At 41.4% G+C, this 17,345-nt stretch carries 15 protein-coding genes; 7 read left to right on the forward strand and 8 right to left on the reverse strand.

Annotated elements, in window-relative coordinates:
* Positions 1-36: 36 nt before the first annotated feature.
* The 7 genes from U5J89_RS15060 to U5J89_RS15090 form a co-directional block, all read right to left on the reverse strand.
* Entirely contained in the window at positions 37-1,098 is a 1,062-nt protein-coding gene (locus U5J89_RS15060; protein WP_322576474.1) for a tetratricopeptide repeat protein, read from the reverse strand.
* 164 nt (positions 1,099-1,262) lie between these two features.
* On the reverse strand, positions 1,263-1,967 hold the full coding sequence (locus U5J89_RS15065; protein WP_322576475.1) for a TIGR00730 family Rossman fold protein: 705 nt from the start codon (positions 1,965-1,967) through the stop codon (positions 1,263-1,265).
* A 9-nt stretch (positions 1,968-1,976) separates the two neighbouring features.
* A complete protein-coding gene (locus U5J89_RS15070; protein WP_322576476.1) occupies positions 1,977-2,516 on the reverse strand; it encodes a DUF5683 domain-containing protein in 540 nt (179 codons plus the stop codon).
* Between the two features lie 91 nt (positions 2,517-2,607).
* Positions 2,608-3,546 (reverse strand): ParB/RepB/Spo0J family partition protein, encoded by a 939-nt coding sequence (locus U5J89_RS15075; RefSeq protein ID WP_322576477.1) that lies wholly within the window; start codon positions 3,544-3,546, stop codon positions 2,608-2,610.
* A gap of 13 nt (positions 3,547-3,559) precedes the next feature.
* Positions 3,560-4,360, reverse strand: a complete 801-nt coding sequence (locus U5J89_RS15080) for an AAA family ATPase (protein ID WP_322576478.1) — start codon at positions 4,358-4,360, stop codon at positions 3,560-3,562.
* Between the two features lie 273 nt (positions 4,361-4,633).
* Positions 4,634-5,746, reverse strand: coding sequence for an alanine dehydrogenase (ald, locus tag U5J89_RS15085; protein ID WP_322576479.1), 1,113 nt, complete (start codon positions 5,744-5,746; stop codon positions 4,634-4,636).
* Positions 5,747-5,854: 108 nt separating this feature from the next.
* Positions 5,855-6,127 carry a hypothetical protein gene (locus U5J89_RS15090; protein ID WP_322576480.1) on the reverse strand — a complete coding sequence of 91 codons (273 nt, stop codon included), beginning with the start codon at positions 6,125-6,127 and terminating at the stop codon, positions 5,855-5,857.
* 190 nt (positions 6,128-6,317) lie between these two features.
* Between U5J89_RS15090 and U5J89_RS15095 the strand changes: the two genes are divergently transcribed.
* A complete protein-coding gene (locus U5J89_RS15095) occupies positions 6,318-7,193 on the forward strand; it encodes a DUF58 domain-containing protein (protein ID WP_322576481.1) in 876 nt (291 codons plus the stop codon).
* A 3-nt stretch (positions 7,194-7,196) separates the two neighbouring features.
* Here U5J89_RS15095 and U5J89_RS15100 read toward each other — a convergent pair whose 3' ends face one another.
* Positions 7,197-8,486: a M23 family metallopeptidase gene (locus U5J89_RS15100; RefSeq protein WP_322576482.1), complete on the reverse strand. Its 1,290-nt coding sequence runs from the start codon at positions 8,484-8,486 to the stop codon at positions 7,197-7,199.
* 197 nt (positions 8,487-8,683) lie between these two features.
* On the opposite strand from U5J89_RS15100, the gene U5J89_RS15105 reads away from it, so the two are divergent.
* The 6 genes from U5J89_RS15105 (at position 8,684) to U5J89_RS15130 (ending at position 17,319) form a co-directional block, all read left to right on the forward strand.
* Positions 8,684-9,706, forward strand: coding sequence for a hypothetical protein (locus U5J89_RS15105; protein ID WP_322576483.1), 1,023 nt, complete (start codon positions 8,684-8,686; stop codon positions 9,704-9,706).
* Entirely contained in the window at positions 9,703-10,359 is a 657-nt protein-coding gene (locus tag U5J89_RS15110) for a VWA domain-containing protein (RefSeq protein WP_322576484.1), read from the forward strand. The genes U5J89_RS15105 and U5J89_RS15110 overlap by 4 nt, the downstream gene beginning before the upstream one ends.
* Positions 10,337-10,696, forward strand: a complete 360-nt coding sequence (locus U5J89_RS15115; protein WP_322576485.1) for a hypothetical protein — start codon at positions 10,337-10,339, stop codon at positions 10,694-10,696. Before U5J89_RS15110 ends, U5J89_RS15115 begins: the two co-directional genes overlap by 23 nt.
* A gap of 128 nt (positions 10,697-10,824) precedes the next feature.
* A complete protein-coding gene (mfd, locus tag U5J89_RS15120; RefSeq protein WP_322576486.1) occupies positions 10,825-14,178 on the forward strand; it encodes a transcription-repair coupling factor in 3,354 nt (1,117 codons plus the stop codon).
* Entirely contained in the window at positions 14,171-15,103 is a 933-nt protein-coding gene (locus tag U5J89_RS15125; protein ID WP_322576487.1) for an L-threonylcarbamoyladenylate synthase, read from the forward strand. The genes mfd and U5J89_RS15125 overlap by 8 nt, the downstream gene beginning before the upstream one ends.
* Before the next feature lie 272 nt (positions 15,104-15,375).
* A complete protein-coding gene (locus U5J89_RS15130) occupies positions 15,376-17,319 on the forward strand; it encodes a redoxin domain-containing protein (protein ID WP_322576488.1) in 1,944 nt (647 codons plus the stop codon).
* Positions 17,320-17,345 lie beyond the last annotated feature (26 nt).

Here is a 17,345-nt window from a genome sequence, read left to right on the forward strand (position 1 = left end):
GAGGCCTCATAAAAATATTAACGTTAAATAAACTATTTATCCTGTAGTATTTTCGCACTCAAGTTCATATTCCATCTGGTGCTCAGCAGGGGATTTGAAATTGCCATAGGCGGCATTATTATAGGCACCACATGCATTATCTTTTTGACCTAATCCTTGGTATGCAGTACCAAGTTCAAAATAGATCTTTGCTTTATCAGTTCGGCCTCCTGTTTCAAAGCCGAGAGCTTTTTCAGAATGTTCTGCAGCTTGTTGCCAGTCTTGGGTTTTATTGTAAGCCTGGGCCAAACGATAATGAGCATCTGCAGAACTTGAGTTATATTCAAGTGCTTTATTTAACAATTCTTTTGCACGCGAAAAGTTTTTCTCTTCAATTGCTTTTGCTCCGCGATACACAAGTTCATCATGAGCAGCTTTTCTTGCTTGAGAAACAATTTGGCTGTCATTCGTTTTTTGTCCTACTTCAATAGCCTTATCAAAGAGATCAATAGAACGTTCTAACTCTGTTCCTTTTATCTTCTTTAGTACAATCCCTTTTTGATAGTATGCTTTAGAGTAATTAGGATCATTCTTAATCACTTCATCAAGTGTTGCAAGAGCGTCTTGGTAATTTTGCTGCTTATACTGAATAATAGACTTACTATAGAGTAATTGATTAATTACTCCATTCGCCTGATTTGAAATTTCGGAATTATCATACTCTTCTGCTACGTCTTTTGTTTTTTGAAAACCATCTATCGTAGCATCAAGATTTGAAATGGTTTGATTTTGTTTAAAGGCACGATATTTGTCAAGAGCCATCTGTCGGTATACTTCGGGCAATTTTCCTTTAGCTCGTTCGACGATATCCTGTCCCTGAGGGCCAAGTTGACTACCAACCTCAATCGCTTTTTTGAATTGATCAATAGCTTTCTGATAATCGCCGTTCTGAACCATCTCCCGAGCACTGTTATATGTTTGGACGGCCTCTTTGCGATCTTGTGCTTCAGCAGTTTGGCCTAACCCAAAGATAAAAAGACCAAGTAAGAATACAGATATGCTTGATTTCAACAACTTCATTTGTTTGTTCGGTTTATGGTTAAATTTACAAATACGCAATTGTAGTGATTTTTAAGATTTATACAAAAAGATAACTAAATCGTGCGCATTTTATTGTTATGATTTTAAAATAGACCTGTTTTAGTCATCAGTTACATGTTTCTAATCCCTGATATAAAATTTTGTTTCATGTATAACTATTTTTTTAATAAAATTAAACCCTTTTAGAAATTTGGACCTAAGGTATGTTTCTGGTAGAAATCACAAATAATTTCTACAGCTTCTTCCTCATCATCCGTCACATGAAACAGATCAAGATCTTCTTCTGATATCGTGCCATTGGCAAGCATGGTTTCCTTAATCCATTTAACCAAGCCCCCCCAGTAATCCGTTCCGATTAGCACGATAGGAAATGGATTTACTTTTTTGGTTTGTATCAATGTCAGAGCCTCAAAAAACTCATCGAGTGTTCCAAAACCACCCGGAAAAACAATAAATCCCTGGGCATACTTTACAAACATCACTTTGCGGGCAAAAAAGTAATGAAAATTGATAATATAATCGTCATCAACATAGGAATTTAATCCTTGTTCGTGGGGTAACGTAATACCGAGACCTACCGATTTACCGCCTCCCTCCTGGGCACCTTTATTGGCAGCTTCCATAATTCCGGGTCCCCCTCCGGTGATAATCCCAAATCCTCTTTCGGTAACATTCTTTGCAGTTTTCTGGGCCATTTTATAATAGTTATGACCTTCATCCATCCGGGCAGATCCAAAAATGGATACACACGGGCCAATTTTGAAAAGCTTATCGTAGCCCTCAACAAATTCACCCATAATTTTAAAGATACTCCAAACATCATTTTCAAGACTATCCCCAAAATTATCAGGTACTATCAATTTACTTTCTTCATTATTACTACTCATAACTCTTATTTATTTAGCTATTAAATCAATTGATAACGTAATTCCCGGTATTTTAGACTGTGCCATCACCGCAGGTTTTACATGCGGACGCATGCTTAAATCTTTTGATACATCAAACGATCGCATGTGGGCAAAAACATAAGCATCAATAATATTTAGACCGTAGGCCAAAACTATACCCACATAAACCAGATCGCGATTATTTCTAAATTTGTTTCGCAGATTTCGTACCTCATTTAAATTAGCATTTTCAGGAATATACGAAGGGGTTGCTCCAAATCGTAAGTCATCGGGAGTATCCGGATTTAAATTATAAAACGCTGCCCGATAGTCATGGTATTTTTTTGTCAGATGAACACTGTAATATCCCAATCCCCCCAAAACGGCATATACAAAGGGTACCTTCCAAGCTTGGTTATTAACAATTTGTCCCCAGCCTGGAATAATCATCGACTTATACATTACACTGTTAGGATTAGGCAAATCTTCATTTCCGTTCTCTCTTGTCGTATCATTGACAAATTTTAGGCTCTGATAACGTACATTCAAATTGGGATGAAAATTTCCAGATGGAGAGATAAGCGAATTATTCAATTGCTGAGACTGACCTGAAGTTGGCACACACAAGAAAACAGATATGCTAAGAAATAGAATCGAAAAGCTCGAGCAGGCGATCAAGTTCTTCATCCGAATAATATTCAATACGTATTTCCCCACCATTCTTCTTAGATTTAATATTGACCTTCGTACTTAACGTACTGCGTAGTCGATTCGATATTTCCTTTAAAAAAGCACTTTCCTTATCAGAGGCATCAGTTGATTTGGATTTCTTTTTCTGATCCTCATTCAGTTTTCGGATTACTTTTTCGGTCTTTCGAACAGAATATCCCCTATCAATAATTTTATTGTACACTTCCTCCTGATCATTTTCATCATCAATAGAAAGAAGCGCTCGGGCATGTCCCATAGATATCTTTTGATCGCGGAGCCCTGCCTGAATAAATGCCGGCAAATTCAACAACCGCAGCATATTGGTAACCGTAGATCGATTTTTCCCTACCCTATCGGCTACTTCGGCCTGGGTATACCCGGCCTCTTCTACCAATCGCTGATACCCCATTGCCACTTCAATAGGATTTAAATCCTCGCGCTGGATATTCTCAATAAGCGCATACGAAATAATATCATCATCGTTAACTTCACGAATATACGACGGAATTTCTTCCAATCCGGCCAGCTTTGCTGCCCGCAGACGTCGTTCACCACTTATGAGCTCAAACCTCTTTTCACCGATATAACGTACCGTTATCGGCTGGATTAATCCATGAGCATCAATTGAGTCCGCAAGCTCCTCAAGACGTTCCTCGTTAAACTCTTTGCGAGGCTGATGCGGATTGGGACGGATATTATCAACCGGCACATGCAACACAATATTTACCCGCTTCTGCGGCTCTACGTAAGGCGATCCATCCCCATCCTGTTCTTTACCTGATTTTTTCCCTTTCGCTTGCTCTCCTCCTTCATCGTATTCGGGAAAAAAAGCTCCTAAACCGCGTCCTAAAACCTTTTTTGATGCCATAATTCATCACCTTTTAACTACTCGCAAATACCGGACTATCTTTAAAAAGCTCTTTATTGCGATGGATAATTTCGCGTGCCAATGCCAGATAATTCTTAGCTCCTACACTTGTAGAATCATAAAGCAGCGCAGGTTTTCCAAAGCTGGGTGCCTCGGCAAGACGAACATTTCGTTTAATGATAGCTTCAAAGACCCGATCCTCGAAATACTTCCGTACTTCATCAGCCACTTGATCGGAAAGTCGAGTGCGTGTATCATACATCGTTAGAAGCACGCCCTCAATTTCAAGCTCGGTATTTAAATGCTGACGCACGATTTTAATTGTATTTAATAGCTGTCCCAGCCCTTCCAAAGCAAAATATTCGCATTGCACCGGAATCAGAACCGAATCGGATGCTGTTAATGCATTAATGGTAAGCAATCCAAGTGAAGGCGGACAGTCAATAATGATAAAATCGTATTGTTCCTTTAGACCCGAAATCGCTTTCTCCAAGATACGCTCGCGCTGATCTCGATCAATCATCTCAATTTCGGCCCCGACCAAATTAATATGCGAAGGTATCAGCTCCAGAAAAGGCAAGTCTGTCTCTCTGATAGCATCAGAAGCATCTACCCCTCCTACCATCACTTCATAAACAGAATGCGAAACTGTCTTTGCTTCAATACCCAACCCGCTGGTAGTGTTACTCTGGGGATCTATGTCAATTATTAAGGTAGTATGCTCGATAGCAGCAAGGCTGGCAGCGAGGTTAATAGCCGTCGTTGTTTTACCAACACCGCCTTTTTGATTTGCTATGGAAATTATTTTGCCCATATGAACAATCTATAACAACAATTATCGATGTAATTATTTAAAAATATAATGGGATGACTTATGGTAAACAAAAATACTTATTAACAAGTTGTTCACTAAGATATCAACAGGGTTAGTTTCCTGCATGCCAATACATTACAACGGCTTATCTAAAGAAATATTTTATATGTTCCACATATTGTTTCACGGATATTACAGAAGTGCCCGATTTTTCAAAAAAAGCCAAATATCTTTTTACAGATATTTGGCTTCTATCGTTATAATGGTAGTATTTTATAATACGTTTTCAATGGACATATAATCCATATTAAAAGCTTCGGCAACTTCTTTATAGACGATATCGCCATCGACAATATTAAGACCCTTAAGCAGCTCCTTGTCATCTTGTAGAGCCTTCTTCCAGCCTTTATTAGCAATATCTACGGCGTACGGCAGCGTAACATTGGTTAATCCAAGCGTGGATGTTCGGGGTACTGCTCCGGGCATATTCGCTACGCAGTAGTGTACAATACCATCAACTTCATAAATAGGATTATCATGGGTAGTCGGTTTCGAAGTTTCAAAACATCCACCCTGATCAATAGCTACGTCTACTAATACCGATCCTTTCTGCATATCGGCAAGCATATCGCGGGTAATTAAGCTGGGCGCTTTTGCCCCCGGAATTAATACTGCGCCAATTACCATATCAACATGGGGAAGCAGATTTCGGATATTAGCCTCAGAGGAAAACATAGTATCCACATTACGCGACATAATATCGTCCAGATGGCGAAGCCGCGGCATACTGATATCCATAATCGTAGTATTGGCTCCCATTCCGGCCGCAATTTTTGCAGCGTTAACGCCTACGATACCACCGCCAATAACCAATACATTAGCCGGTTTTACGCCTGGAATACCTCCCAATAGAATACCAAGTCCCCCTTCGGGCTTCTCTAAATATTTGGCTCCTTCTTGGGAAGCCATACGGCCAGCGACTTCACTCATAGGAATAAGCAATGGTAAAGAACCGTCTTCCTTTTCTACCGTCTCGTAAGCAATTGCTACAGCTCCAGACTCTTTAACAGCCTCAGTCAATTGCCGACTGGCGGCAAAATGGAAATAGGTAAAAATAATTTGTCCTTCTTTCATCCGGTCATACTCGACCTCAACAGGCTCTTTCACCTTCATGATCATTTGGGCCTTATTCCAGAGCTCATCTACATCGTCAATAATTTCAGCTCCGGCTTCTATGTATTGCTCATCCAGAAAACCGCTGCCCTCCCCGGCTCCTTTTTGGATCAATACATCATGACCATTACGCTTCATTTTTGTTACACCGCCGGGTAGTAGCGCCACGCGGTTTTCGTGTGTTTTAATTTCTTTAGGTACACCTATAATCATGAATACAAAATTTTTGTTAATAGTATGCTACGGAGTTAAATCCGTGCCAAAGGTAGGTAATTTTTGGGAAAATTTTAACTGGAACTATCCCAATTTTTATAATCAGAATCACTCATGATCAAATAAGCTTTTATACTTCTTTAGTCCTGATTCTGTTAAAGTAATGTGACCATATAAGAGAGGACCGCCAATCGTCGTTGTTTTAATTAATCCAAGCTCTTGCAAGTACTCCAGAGCATGTTTTATTTCGATCCTATCCCATTCAAGAGTGGCATTAATTTTCTTTACCGGAATCTGTTTCGAAGTATCTTCCTGTGAAAGCGAGCCAATCTCCCACAACAATTGCTGATACTTCTTATTGAATTCACTGCCGATAATCATGTGCTAATCCATTCACCTATCAACTGTTTAGATATTCAAAGACAATAATTGTATCTAAACAAACCGTTATGAAACTGTTACCAAATTGTTATGATATGCAAACCTGAACCTGTAGCTGGATAATTATCAACTTTCAAATAAATGATAATTCCACTATCCTTGCACATACTGAAATACCAACTTCTCTATTATGATATCAAAAGAAATTCTCCAGAAAGTCCGCAAGATTGAAATTCGCACCAAGGGAAAAGTGAACAATCTTTTTGGCGGCGAATATCAATCAGCATTTAAAGGGCGCGGAATGGAGTTTTCGGAAGTACGCGAGTATACCTATGGGGATGACATCCGGCAAATCGACTGGAATGTCACCGCACGTTCAGGCGACCCATTCATCAAGCAGTTTGAAGAAGAACGCGAACAAACCCTCATGCTCTGCGTTGATATTTCTCCCAGCGGCATCTTTGGCAGTCAGGGGCAAAGTAAAATGGAGCTATCGATAGAAATATGTGCCGTACTAGCATTCAGTGCTATCAAAAATGGAGATAAAGTCGGACTCATTCTTTTTACGAATGAAATCGAAAAAGTGATTCCTCCCAAAAAAGGTCGGCTACATGTGCTCCGTCTTATTCGCGAAATGCTAACGGTTGAGCCCAAGGGCACGGGTACTGACATTAGCGAGGCGTTATCATACGTAAACCGCCTGCTGAATCGACGAGCCATCATCGTATTGGCCAGCGACTTTCAAGATGATCAATACGATCGGCAGCTCAAAATCACCAACCGTAAACACGATCTTGTAAATATTTTTATCAACGATAAGTTTGAGGATGAACTTCCCGACTTGGGATTAGTTCCTTTACGGGATGCCGAAACCGGTGAAGAAGTACTTATAGATACATCCAGCGAAAAAGTGCGCAAAGAGTATCAAAAGAAAAGAGAAAAGGCCAAACATCAGCTTCGGGATCAATTTTTACGGATGAAAATTGATATGATTGAACTGGAAACCAGCGCCTCATACATCCGACCGCTTATGACGTTTTTCCGCAGGCGCATGCACCGTTATTAACTATTATTTTACCTCTGTAATAACAGGTCCACTGTCTTGGGTCGTATCAATTTTTGCTTGCAGTTGATGATTCAAACTATCTCTTACCTGAGCAAAAATATCCATCAGGCTATCAGGTACCGCCTCCGATGATGGCAAATCTACTGTACGAGAGTTTACCGGCCGATTGTTTTTATAGAGCGAATAATGCAGATGAGGACCGGTAGCACGGCCAGTACTTCCTACATAGCCAATAACCTGTCCCTGCTCCACTTTTACTCCGCGCTTGATACCGCTTGCAAATCCCCGCAGGTGCAAGTATGCAGTTCGATAGGTCGAATTATGAGTTATTTTTACAATATTTCCATTCGCGCCGCGGTACCTTGCTTCAGTAACAGTTCCATCCCCCACCGCCAATACCGGTGTACCCGGCGGAGCCGCATAATCAACACCGGTATGAGGTACCCGTTTTTTTAGTATGGGATGATAGCGGCTGCGTGAAAAGTTTGAACTTACCCGCTGACTAAACTTGAACGGAGCTTGTAGGAGTGCTTTCTGCACACTTTCCCCTTCTTCATTGAAATAGCCCTGCACATCTCCATGACGAAATCTATATGCCTGGTAGGATTCACCGCGATGGGTAAATTCGGCTGCTTTTATCTCACCAATACCGTAATAATCATCATCAATAAATTGTTTGTCATAAAGAACTTCGAAAGAATCGCCCGGACGCAATCCAAAAAAGTTGATCTGCCAGGCAAAAATATTCGCCATTCTATTTGCTAACAGTTGACTGGCACCCTGCGAACTTATCGTTTGATATAATGAATTCTCAATTTCACCAGAAGTCGCAACTGTTTTGCTGGTAAGCGCTCGCGATGCCTTATAAATTCGTAACGAATCTTTCTGCCAGTCCAATACTACATAATCCAATGGGTTGTTCTGTATAACGATATTTGAAACATCTTTCGTACTATCAGCCGATATATACGCACGGTATTTTTGGCCGGGCTTAATTTGATTAAAATCTATAATATTACGGGCCTCTTGCGTTATGGAATAAATTTCCTGGGGACTAAAATCGAACTTATCGAGTATAAGATATAAGCTTTCGTTGCGTTTAACGGTATAATCCTGAACTTCAACGCTATCTGTGGGAATGCCAAATTTATCAAATGTTGGAGCCGTAACCGTGGTATCAACAGTTGCTGAAATTGGCTCCAGCTGCTGTTCAGGCGTATTATTTTCCGTTTCAGAAATGCACCCACACATAAAAAAGATTAGCAGTACACCTAATAAAAAGCTCGTTCGCATCACTCCAAATTTGTTAGAAATAATTCGTTTTAAGTTATCATTTTCACAACATCTATGCACAGTTAATATTGCACATAACTTTTAGGCATCTAGTTTTTCCGAATGGCGCTATTTTTTCTATTTTTGGTGCCTGTTAATTGGGATCACGTTATTATCATTCCCCATATAAAATAAATTTCAAACATCGTATAGTCTCAGTGGCAATAAAAAGATTTGTAAACGGATTTTCCATCGTCTGCCTTCTGCTGGTTTTTTTTCCTTTAAGTGGACAGACTCAGAATCTAAAAGAATTTTCCACTGTTGATTCTCTGCAAGTTGGAGATACCTTCGATTTTTCTATTACACTCGATAAAAATCAAGAATACGATAAAATAACCTTCCCAGACAGTTCTCACCTTGGCGGCACTTTTGAAATTCGTTCCCGAAAACAGTTTAAGCTTTCCGAGTATAAAGACAGCGTTTATTACGAGCTCCAGTTCTTTGGCACCGTCGATACACTCATCCCCAAATTACCTGTTCAATTAGTTAAAGAACAAGACACAACAACGCTCTACACAAAACCTGTTCCTGTTGGTTTTAGCAGTATTCTGGCCGGTAACGACGAATCTCTTCGTCCCCTAAAACCCATTTTTGAATTTGCACGCGCCTGGTGGCCGTATCTTTTGGGATTCCTGATCTTAGCCATCACTTCCTATTATGCCTATCAATATTACCTGCAGTGGCAAGAACAACAACTAGAAGAAAAAGAGCGACCGACATTTACCCCGACTCCGTTTCAAAATCCGTTAAAGGAGTTTCGAAAATCGATCCAACAACTCGAAAACGCTAAACTTTCTACTCAAGAAGATTACAAGGCTTTTTATAGTGATCTTGGTGATGCCATCCGGCAATATTATGAGTCGCTTTACAACCTTCCCGCTTTGGAATCAACCAGTGGCGAACTCTTAACTATGCTTCGAAATGGTTCTATCGATCAAGATCTTATTGATGATACCCGTGCCGTACTGCAAGAAGCAGATATGGTAAAATTTGCCAAATTTAATCCTACTCCCAAACAGGCCGAGCGAGCCCTCCAAAAAGCCTATAATTTCCTGGATCGCGCTCAACAAATCGACGGACCTCGTATCGACCACCTCCGGCGCAAACATCAGGCTAAAATGGAAGCCCAACGCGAAGAATTTTATGAAGAACATGAAAATAGTGAGAAGGTGAACGCATGAGTTGGGCAAATCCTCATTTATTATGGCTGTTACTACTTCTGATACCTATTATTGGTTATCAGATCTGGAAGCATCGCAACAAAAAAAATCCCAGCCTTTTATTCTCCAACACCTCGGGACTTAAAAACCTCAGTGGCAACTGGCGATCGTACGGCATCTGGGCAGCACCTTTATTACAGATTTTAGCTTTCATTCTTATTGTTATTGCCCTGGCACGTCCCCAGTATAAAAACACCACTGTAGAACGAAATGCCGAAGGAATTGATATCGTCTTGACGCTTGATATTTCCACCTCGATGAAAGCCGAAGATCTGAAGCCCAATCGATTAGAAGCAGCCAAGGGCGTAGCCGAAGACTTTATTAATAAGCGTATTTCAGATCGTATTGGCCTCGTACTTTTTGCTCGTCAAAGTTTTACGATGGTACCCCCTACGCTTGATTACGATCTGCTTAAGAGATTACTCGAGGATGTTGAGATGGGTGTCGTAGAAGACGGCACTGCCATCGGCATGGGAATCGCCACCGCCGTGAACCGCCTCAAAGAAAGTAAAGCCGAAAGCAAGGTTATCATCCTGCTTACCGACGGGCAAAATAACGCCGGAGAAATAGATCCCGTCACCGCTGCTGATCTTGGCCGTTTCTTACGATATTAAAATTTATACCATTGGTGCCGGCACGCGCGGGACGGCTCCCTATCCGGTAAAAGATCCTATTTTCGGTGATCGGTATCAAAATGTAGAGGTTAATATTGACGAAGAAATGCTTACACAGATTGCCAATATGACCAACGGATCCTATTTCAGAGCCACCAATACCGAAAAGCTGGAAGATATTTATAATCAGATTGATGAACTTGAAAAAACGGAAATCGAGGAAGTTATCTACACGGATGTACAGGATTTATACCCGCGATTTCTAATCCCCGGAATATTACTGCTGGTTCTGAGTATTATCTCCGAACAGTTTATCTTCCGAAAAGCTACTGAGTAACTACCAAGGTGGCTATCTTATCGTAATAACTGATAACATGCAGTGTTCCTATTCCCATAGAACCTAATTTATAGTTATTTTGTTATTCAATTTTCGAGTAGTAGAATTCTTTTCCAATTAACAATTTCATGGCGTTACAGTCTGTATTAAAAACATTTTCAGCCCAAATTCCGTGGAGTGATCTTCACTCCCACATCAAAGAGCGCAACACTATACAGCTCAACCATTTTGTAGGATCTACGCCCTCTTTTCTGGTTGCAAAACTGGCCCAAAAGTTTGACAAAGTTGTTGTCATTCACGGTGATCCTGAATCAGCCCAGTTTATGCAGGGCGATCTTGAAGCACTTGATGTTCAACAGGCCAGCTATTTTCCCGAGACCGGTCACAAGCCCTACGACGATCAGCAGATCACTGACAGCTCCGTTGTTGTTCAACGTTCGGAAGTGCTTGAGAAAATAAACACGAATCCAAAAGCAGTATTGGTCACTTCAGCTGCTGCAATATTTGAAAAGATTGTTGCTCCGGACGTTTTTACCGATGCATCACTGACGATTAAAAAGAGGGATTCGGTTGAAATTGATAACCTTAAGGAAGAGCTGGTTGACCAAGAGTATGAACGTGTAAAATTCGTAAATCAGCCGGGCGAATTTGCCCACCGCGGCGGTATTTTGGATGTCTTTCCCTATTCGGGCGAATATCCCATCAGGCTGGAATTCTTTGGGGATGAAGTCGACTCCATCCGAGAATTTGATCCGGATTCACAGCGTTCTGTATCATTTTTAGATACGGCCCGTTTTGTGCCCGATGCATCCAGCCTCAGCAAAGGTCAAAAACAGGGTGTGCTCTCTTATTTTGATGAGGATACGGTATTTGTATTACTAAATCGCTCGCTTATTGAATCGGATATTGAAGATCGATTTCAGCAAGCTTTCGAAACATTTAAGGAGCTAAAATCTACGGAAGACATTCTCCCGCCCGAAGAACTCTATGTGAATTTGGAGAACCTGCAAGAGTCCTATCAAAATCATGCACGCATTCAGCTGGGCGGTTTTTCCGAAAAGAGTGAACCTGCATGGTCGTACCGTTTGGATGCCAGTCCACAACCTGATTTTAACGGAAGCGTTAAGCTGCTTCGCGAAAACATTGAGCAGCTCAGCAAAAAAAGTTTCGATACCTATATCCTATGCGATAACGAAGGTCAGCGCGACCGTTTTGAAGAACTGCTTGGTGACCGCTCCAAAGATCTGCGGTATCATCTGTCTGTAGAATCTATCCACGAGGGTTTTACCCTCAACAATGAGGGATTAGCTGTTTATACCGACCACCAGATTTTTAACCGTTATCATCGTCCCAAAATCCGCCGCAAGCGACATACCAGCAATATCTCTATGAAAGAGCTGCGCGATCTCAACATCGGGGATTATGTCGTGCATGTGGATTATGGTATCGGCAAATTTGCCGGATTTAAAAAGATTGAAGTGCGCGGGGTAGAGCAAGAATCTGTGGTATTACGATATAAGGAAAAATCCCTGCTTTATGTCAATGTAACCAGCCTTCATAAAATCCAGAAGTACTCGGGAAAGGAGGGTACACAACCCCGAATAAGCAAGCTGGGCTCCGGACGTTGGGCACGTAAAAAAGCGCAAACCAAGGAAAAGGTTAAAGATATAGCGCGCGACCTTATTAAGCTGTATGCCAAGCGAAAGTCCAAAGATGCGTATGATTTCTCTGCCGATACCTCCTGGCAAACCGAGATGGAAGCACGTTTTGAATTTGAGGAAACCCCTGATCAGCGCGATGCTATTGAAGCTGTAAAAGAAGATATGGAATCCAATACGCCCATGGATCGCCTGGTATGTGGCGACGTTGGATTCGGAAAAACGGAAGTGGCCGTCCGAGCCGCATTTAAGGCCGTAATGGATCATAAGCAAGTAGCCGTACTTGTTCCCACAACTATCTTGGCCGATCAGCACTATAAAACATTTTCGGAGCGGATGAAAGATTTTCCCATTACCGTAGAGGTCCTTTCTCGCTTCCGAACCCGCAAAGAGCAAAGAGAAACGCTCAAGAAGCTTGAAGAAGGAAAAGCAGATATTGTTATCGGTACCCATCGGCTTACTTCCAAAGATGTAGAGTTCGATGATCTGGGCTTATTGGTTGTGGATGAAGAGCAACGTTTCGGCGTTAAGACCAAAGAAAAACTCAAAGAGTACCGTGCTACCGTTGATGTTCTCACGCTTACTGCTACTCCTATTCCGCGGACACTGCAATTTTCGCTGATGGGTGCACGTGATCTTAGCATCATCAATACTCCACCGCCTAATCGTCAACCTGTTGAAACAGAAATTCACAGTTTTGACAAAGAACTTATACAGGATGCTATCTCACAAGAAGTTTCTCGAGGCGGACAGGTTTTCTTTATCCACAACCGGGTAAAAACGATTGAGTCTGTTGCTAATATGGTGCGCGATATTATGCCCAATGTACGCGTTCGATTCGCCCACGGACAAATGAGCTCAAAACAGCTGGAAAGCATCATTGAAGATTTTTATGCGCATAAGTTTGATGTGCTGGTTTCTACCAATATCGTGGAAAACGGCATAGATATCTCCAATGCCAACACGATGATCATCAACCGTGCGGACATGTTTGGATTGGCTGAGCTCCATCAGCTGCGCGGACGCGTGGGTCGATCTCACCGAAAAGCTTTTTGCTATCTAATCACAAAAGATATTAAGTCGCTTACTGATGATGCCCGCAAGCGACTGTTGGCCCTGGAAGAATTTTCGGATCTGGGATCCGGATTCAACATTGCCATGCGCGACCTTGACATCCGAGGTGCAGGCGATATATTGGGAGCTGAACAAAGCGGCTTTATCAACGACCTTGGCTTTGACCTCTATCAAAAAATACTCAATGACGCCGTCAAAGAACTTAAGGAAGAAGAGTTCAGTGATGTATTCAGCGATGTAGAAGCCGATATTGAACTGCCTGAAACACAGGTTGAATTTGATCTCCCTGCCCTGCTCGAAAGTGATTATGTATCTGATAATGTGGAGCGGCTGAACCTGTATCGAAAACTGGCCGGAGCCGAAAAGCTGGAAACCATCAAGGAATGGAAAGAGGAAGTAAAAGACCGCTTTGGTCCCATTCCCGAAGCTACTCAAAACCTGATTACCGCTTCTGTTGTCAAACTTTATGCATCACAGCTATTTATTACGAAAGTCCGTATTCGCTCAAATCGCATGTGGATGGAATGCCCGAAACATGATTCCGATCTGGGCGAAGAATTTTATGGCGACCGTTTCCAGCACGTACTCAAGAAAATGCAAAAAGAAGCCGAAGGCAGATACGAAGTCATCCAAAAAGAAGACCGCGTACGATTTGTTATTCAAGAAATTCCCGATCTTGAAGCAGCCGCAACCTTTTTAAAAGAGTTAGCTCCTTCAACCGATAAAAGACGGGAGGTCAGCCATGCTTGATCAGTATATCAACCTTTTAAAATCGGGAGAAGTGGTTGCCTTTCCTACGGAAACGGTATACGGTCTCGGTGCTGATGCCAAAAATCCCGATGCCATAAAAAAAGTCTTTGAAATAAAGGGACGTCCCTCCGACAACCCGCTCATTGTACATATTGCTGACAAGAAACAGGTTGAAGATTTTGCTTCAGAAATTACAGATGATGCCCAAAAACTGATGGATGCGTTCTGGCCGGGTCCTCTTACGCTCATCTTTAAAAAGAAGCCGGAAGTGCTGGATATTATTACTGCCGGACTGGATACCGTAGCCCTGCGCTGGCCCAAGCATCCGCTTTCGCAACAACTTATAGCACTGGCCGGACCGGTGGTAGCCCCCAGCGCCAACTCATCGGGCAAACCGAGCCCTACCAAAGCAGAGCACGTCAAAGAAGATTTTGGGGATGATTTTCCCGTTGTGGATGCCGGAGAAACCGAGATCGGACTTGAATCTACGGTATTGGACATCACCTCTGAACCTTATACTATTTACCGTCCCGGTGCGGTTAGTGCAGATGATATTTCCAGCATCATTGACAAAGAGGTTATTCAGGAAAGTAATTCTTCAACAGATGAAACGGCCAAAAGTCCCGGTACCAAATATTCACACTACTCCCCGGAAGCGAAAGTCCAATGGATAAGCGGCGGCGATGCCACTTTTGTAGAGGAAGCGCTATATCTTCTACACAGCCGTCCTGCTCCCCGAAAAAACAGCCGTGTTATTCATTACGATGGGAATTTTAATAAAATGGCCCATGAATTATACGATCGATTTCGCCATGCCGATCATCAACATTTGGAGTATGTATTCATTGAACCCTTCTCAGATGAGCAGCTCCAAAAACCGATTGTGCAAGCGCTACAAAACCGTATTTCGAAGGCTATAGGCTAATCCCAATTTTATTGATTAGCAATCACTTCTACATAGTTGCCTCTTATAAAGAATTAAAACATCTATTCCCCCAATACCCATACAATAATAAACTGCTAGTTGATTCTGAGTTTGATAGTTTTTAGTATTTAATTCTATTTAGTTAGTATTAACAAATTAATACTGTTGTTTCCTTAATACCTACAAACAGAACTGTTTGTGTAACAATAGATTATGGAATTAGTATTATAAAGTGATCTACTCATATTTATTACAATAATAAAGTACATACTATGAACTATTCACATAAACTTATTGGCACGTTGTTGATGATATTTCTACCCGTGATCTCTGCTGTGGCTCAACAAAGTCCGATTACTATAACACCGGAAAAACCCACAGCTGGAGATACCATCGAGGTATACTACAACCCCTCTGCTGAGATGGCTAATATTTCTAATCCGAATAATTTAACGCTGGTTTTTGGTCACTCAAATTTTTATGAATTGCCAGACGATCTGGATATGAAACAGCAGGGAGATCGCTGGTCTGTATCCTGGAAAGTACCTAACTATGCAGAATTTGCTTCCTTTTATTTTAAGTCCGACAAAAAAACTGATAAAGGCGTCGGCGATCACCTTTATGAAATGTATGTTTACAATGAAAATGGTACCCCAGTTGACGGAGCTTATCAACAAAAGGGATTCAGTCTCCGAAAACGATATCAGAACCCTAAGAAAGCCGATTCAGTAAGAATTGGATTATACAAGAAGCAACTCAAAGATAATCCAGATGATAAATTCACCGAATTGCGCTTGCTAAACGCACGAATGAGCCTCGAACCATCCAAAAAAGAACAGTTGCAAAAAGAAGCGTATCAAATCATAGAAGAAAACTTCGAGCAAAATTCAGATTCCGAAAAATCCCTTCGCAAATTGGTTCGAGCATATCGCATTATGAAGGACAATGTGAAAGCTGATTCGATAAGGCAAAAAGCCATTGAAAAATATCCCACAGGCCGAATGGCTATCAGGGATCTGCGGGGCAAGGTTCGGGATATGAAGCATTCGACTGAAAAGTTAGATGCTCTTTTAAAAATCCTGGAACATACTGAATCCGAGATAACCCGAACCAATACGTATGAGCAGCTATTTGATTATTACAAAGAAGAAGGAAACACAGAAGAGATGGTTAAATATGCTAAAAAGATCGAAACGAGCAACTGGCCCTGGAAAGTGAATCAATTAAACAGTATCGCTAATGGATTTGCTGAAAAAGGCGACAGTCTGGAGCTCGCACTTTCTTATGCAGAAAAAGCATTGGCAGCTGTTCCCAAAGAAGCTGTCGGATCTGTTCGATTTATCAGCAAGGATGAATTTGTCGTAGGTCATGTTGAAGATTCGGTGGCAACCAAAGAACGGAACAAAGATAAAAGCAGAGTGCTGGCAACATTGGGATTAATCCACATGAAAATGAACCAGCTCGATAAAGCTGAAGAGACACTTCAAAAAGCTATCGAATTGGCAAATACCAGATCCTCTAAAAAGAATATTGCTCAGTTATATATGAAGACGGATCGACCAAAGAAAGCCTTTGATATCTATTGGGAGATATTGATGGATGAGCCCACCAATAAAGAGTACAAAGATAAATTACGGGAGGCATATATCGCCTACAATGGATCTGAAGCGGGATTTCAAGATAAGACCCAAAAAATTAACAAAGCCTGGGAGAAAAAAATGAGAAAAAAATATAAAAAGGAACGCCCTAATAAGGAAGCCCCCTCTCTAGGTCATATAACAGATCTTGACGGCAATAAAATTGACACAAGTTCCTTAGATAACAAAATTGTAATTATCGACTTTTGGGCAACCTGGTGCGGGCCTTGCCTTGATTCTTTTCCTCATTTCCAAAATATGTACGAAGAGTATCAGGAAAATTCCAATGTGAAATTTATGATTGTTAATGACGGGCGCACCGACTCAATCGAGGATATCCTAAAATGGAAGGAAGATCAGGACTACACTTTTCCTATATACTATGATGTGAACTCAAAAGCTTCGAAAGCTTTTGGCGTTCGGGGTCTTCCCACAACCTATATTTTGGGCAAAGATGGCAATATCAAATTTAAAAAGATGGGCTTTGAAGGACCTATCATGGAGAAAAAGGTAAGGCTTAACATTGAAATGCTCTTGGATAAAAAACAGTCAGCTGACCAAGCATCGGCCCAAAAATAATGGTAACACTTATATCAAAAGGCCTG

This window comes from Fodinibius sp. (assembly GCF_034521915.1).
Taxonomy (GTDB): domain Bacteria; phylum Bacteroidota; class Rhodothermia; order Balneolales; family Balneolaceae; genus Fodinibius.

Excerpts from the sequence above, each read along its gene's own strand:
- U5J89_RS15065 (WP_322576475.1), bottom strand. The coding sequence starts at position 1,967 with ATGAGTAGTAATAATGAAGAAAGTAAATTGATAGTACCTGATAATTTT.
- ald (WP_322576479.1), bottom strand. The coding sequence starts at position 5,746 with ATGATTATAGGTGTACCTAAAGAAATTAAAACACACGAAAACCGCGTG.
- U5J89_RS15075 (WP_322576477.1), bottom strand. The coding sequence starts at position 3,546 with ATGGCATCAAAAAAGGTTTTAGGACGCGGTTTAGGAGCTTTTTTTCCC.
- U5J89_RS15090 (WP_322576480.1), bottom strand. The coding sequence starts at position 6,127 with ATGATTATCGGCAGTGAATTCAATAAGAAGTATCAGCAATTGTTGTGG.
- mfd (WP_322576486.1), top strand. The coding sequence starts at position 10,825 with ATGGCGTTACAGTCTGTATTAAAAACATTTTCAGCCCAAATTCCGTGG.
- U5J89_RS15110 (WP_322576484.1), top strand. The coding sequence starts at position 9,703 with ATGAGTTGGGCAAATCCTCATTTATTATGGCTGTTACTACTTCTGATA.
- U5J89_RS15130 (WP_322576488.1), top strand. The coding sequence starts at position 15,376 with ATGAACTATTCACATAAACTTATTGGCACGTTGTTGATGATATTTCTA.
- U5J89_RS15100 (WP_322576482.1), bottom strand. The coding sequence starts at position 8,486 with ATGCGAACGAGCTTTTTATTAGGTGTACTGCTAATCTTTTTTATGTGT.
- U5J89_RS15125 (WP_322576487.1), top strand. The coding sequence starts at position 14,171 with ATGCTTGATCAGTATATCAACCTTTTAAAATCGGGAGAAGTGGTTGCC.
- U5J89_RS15095 (WP_322576481.1), top strand. The coding sequence starts at position 6,318 with ATGATATCAAAAGAAATTCTCCAGAAAGTCCGCAAGATTGAAATTCGC.
- U5J89_RS15080 (WP_322576478.1), bottom strand. The coding sequence starts at position 4,360 with ATGGGCAAAATAATTTCCATAGCAAATCAAAAAGGCGGTGTTGGTAAA.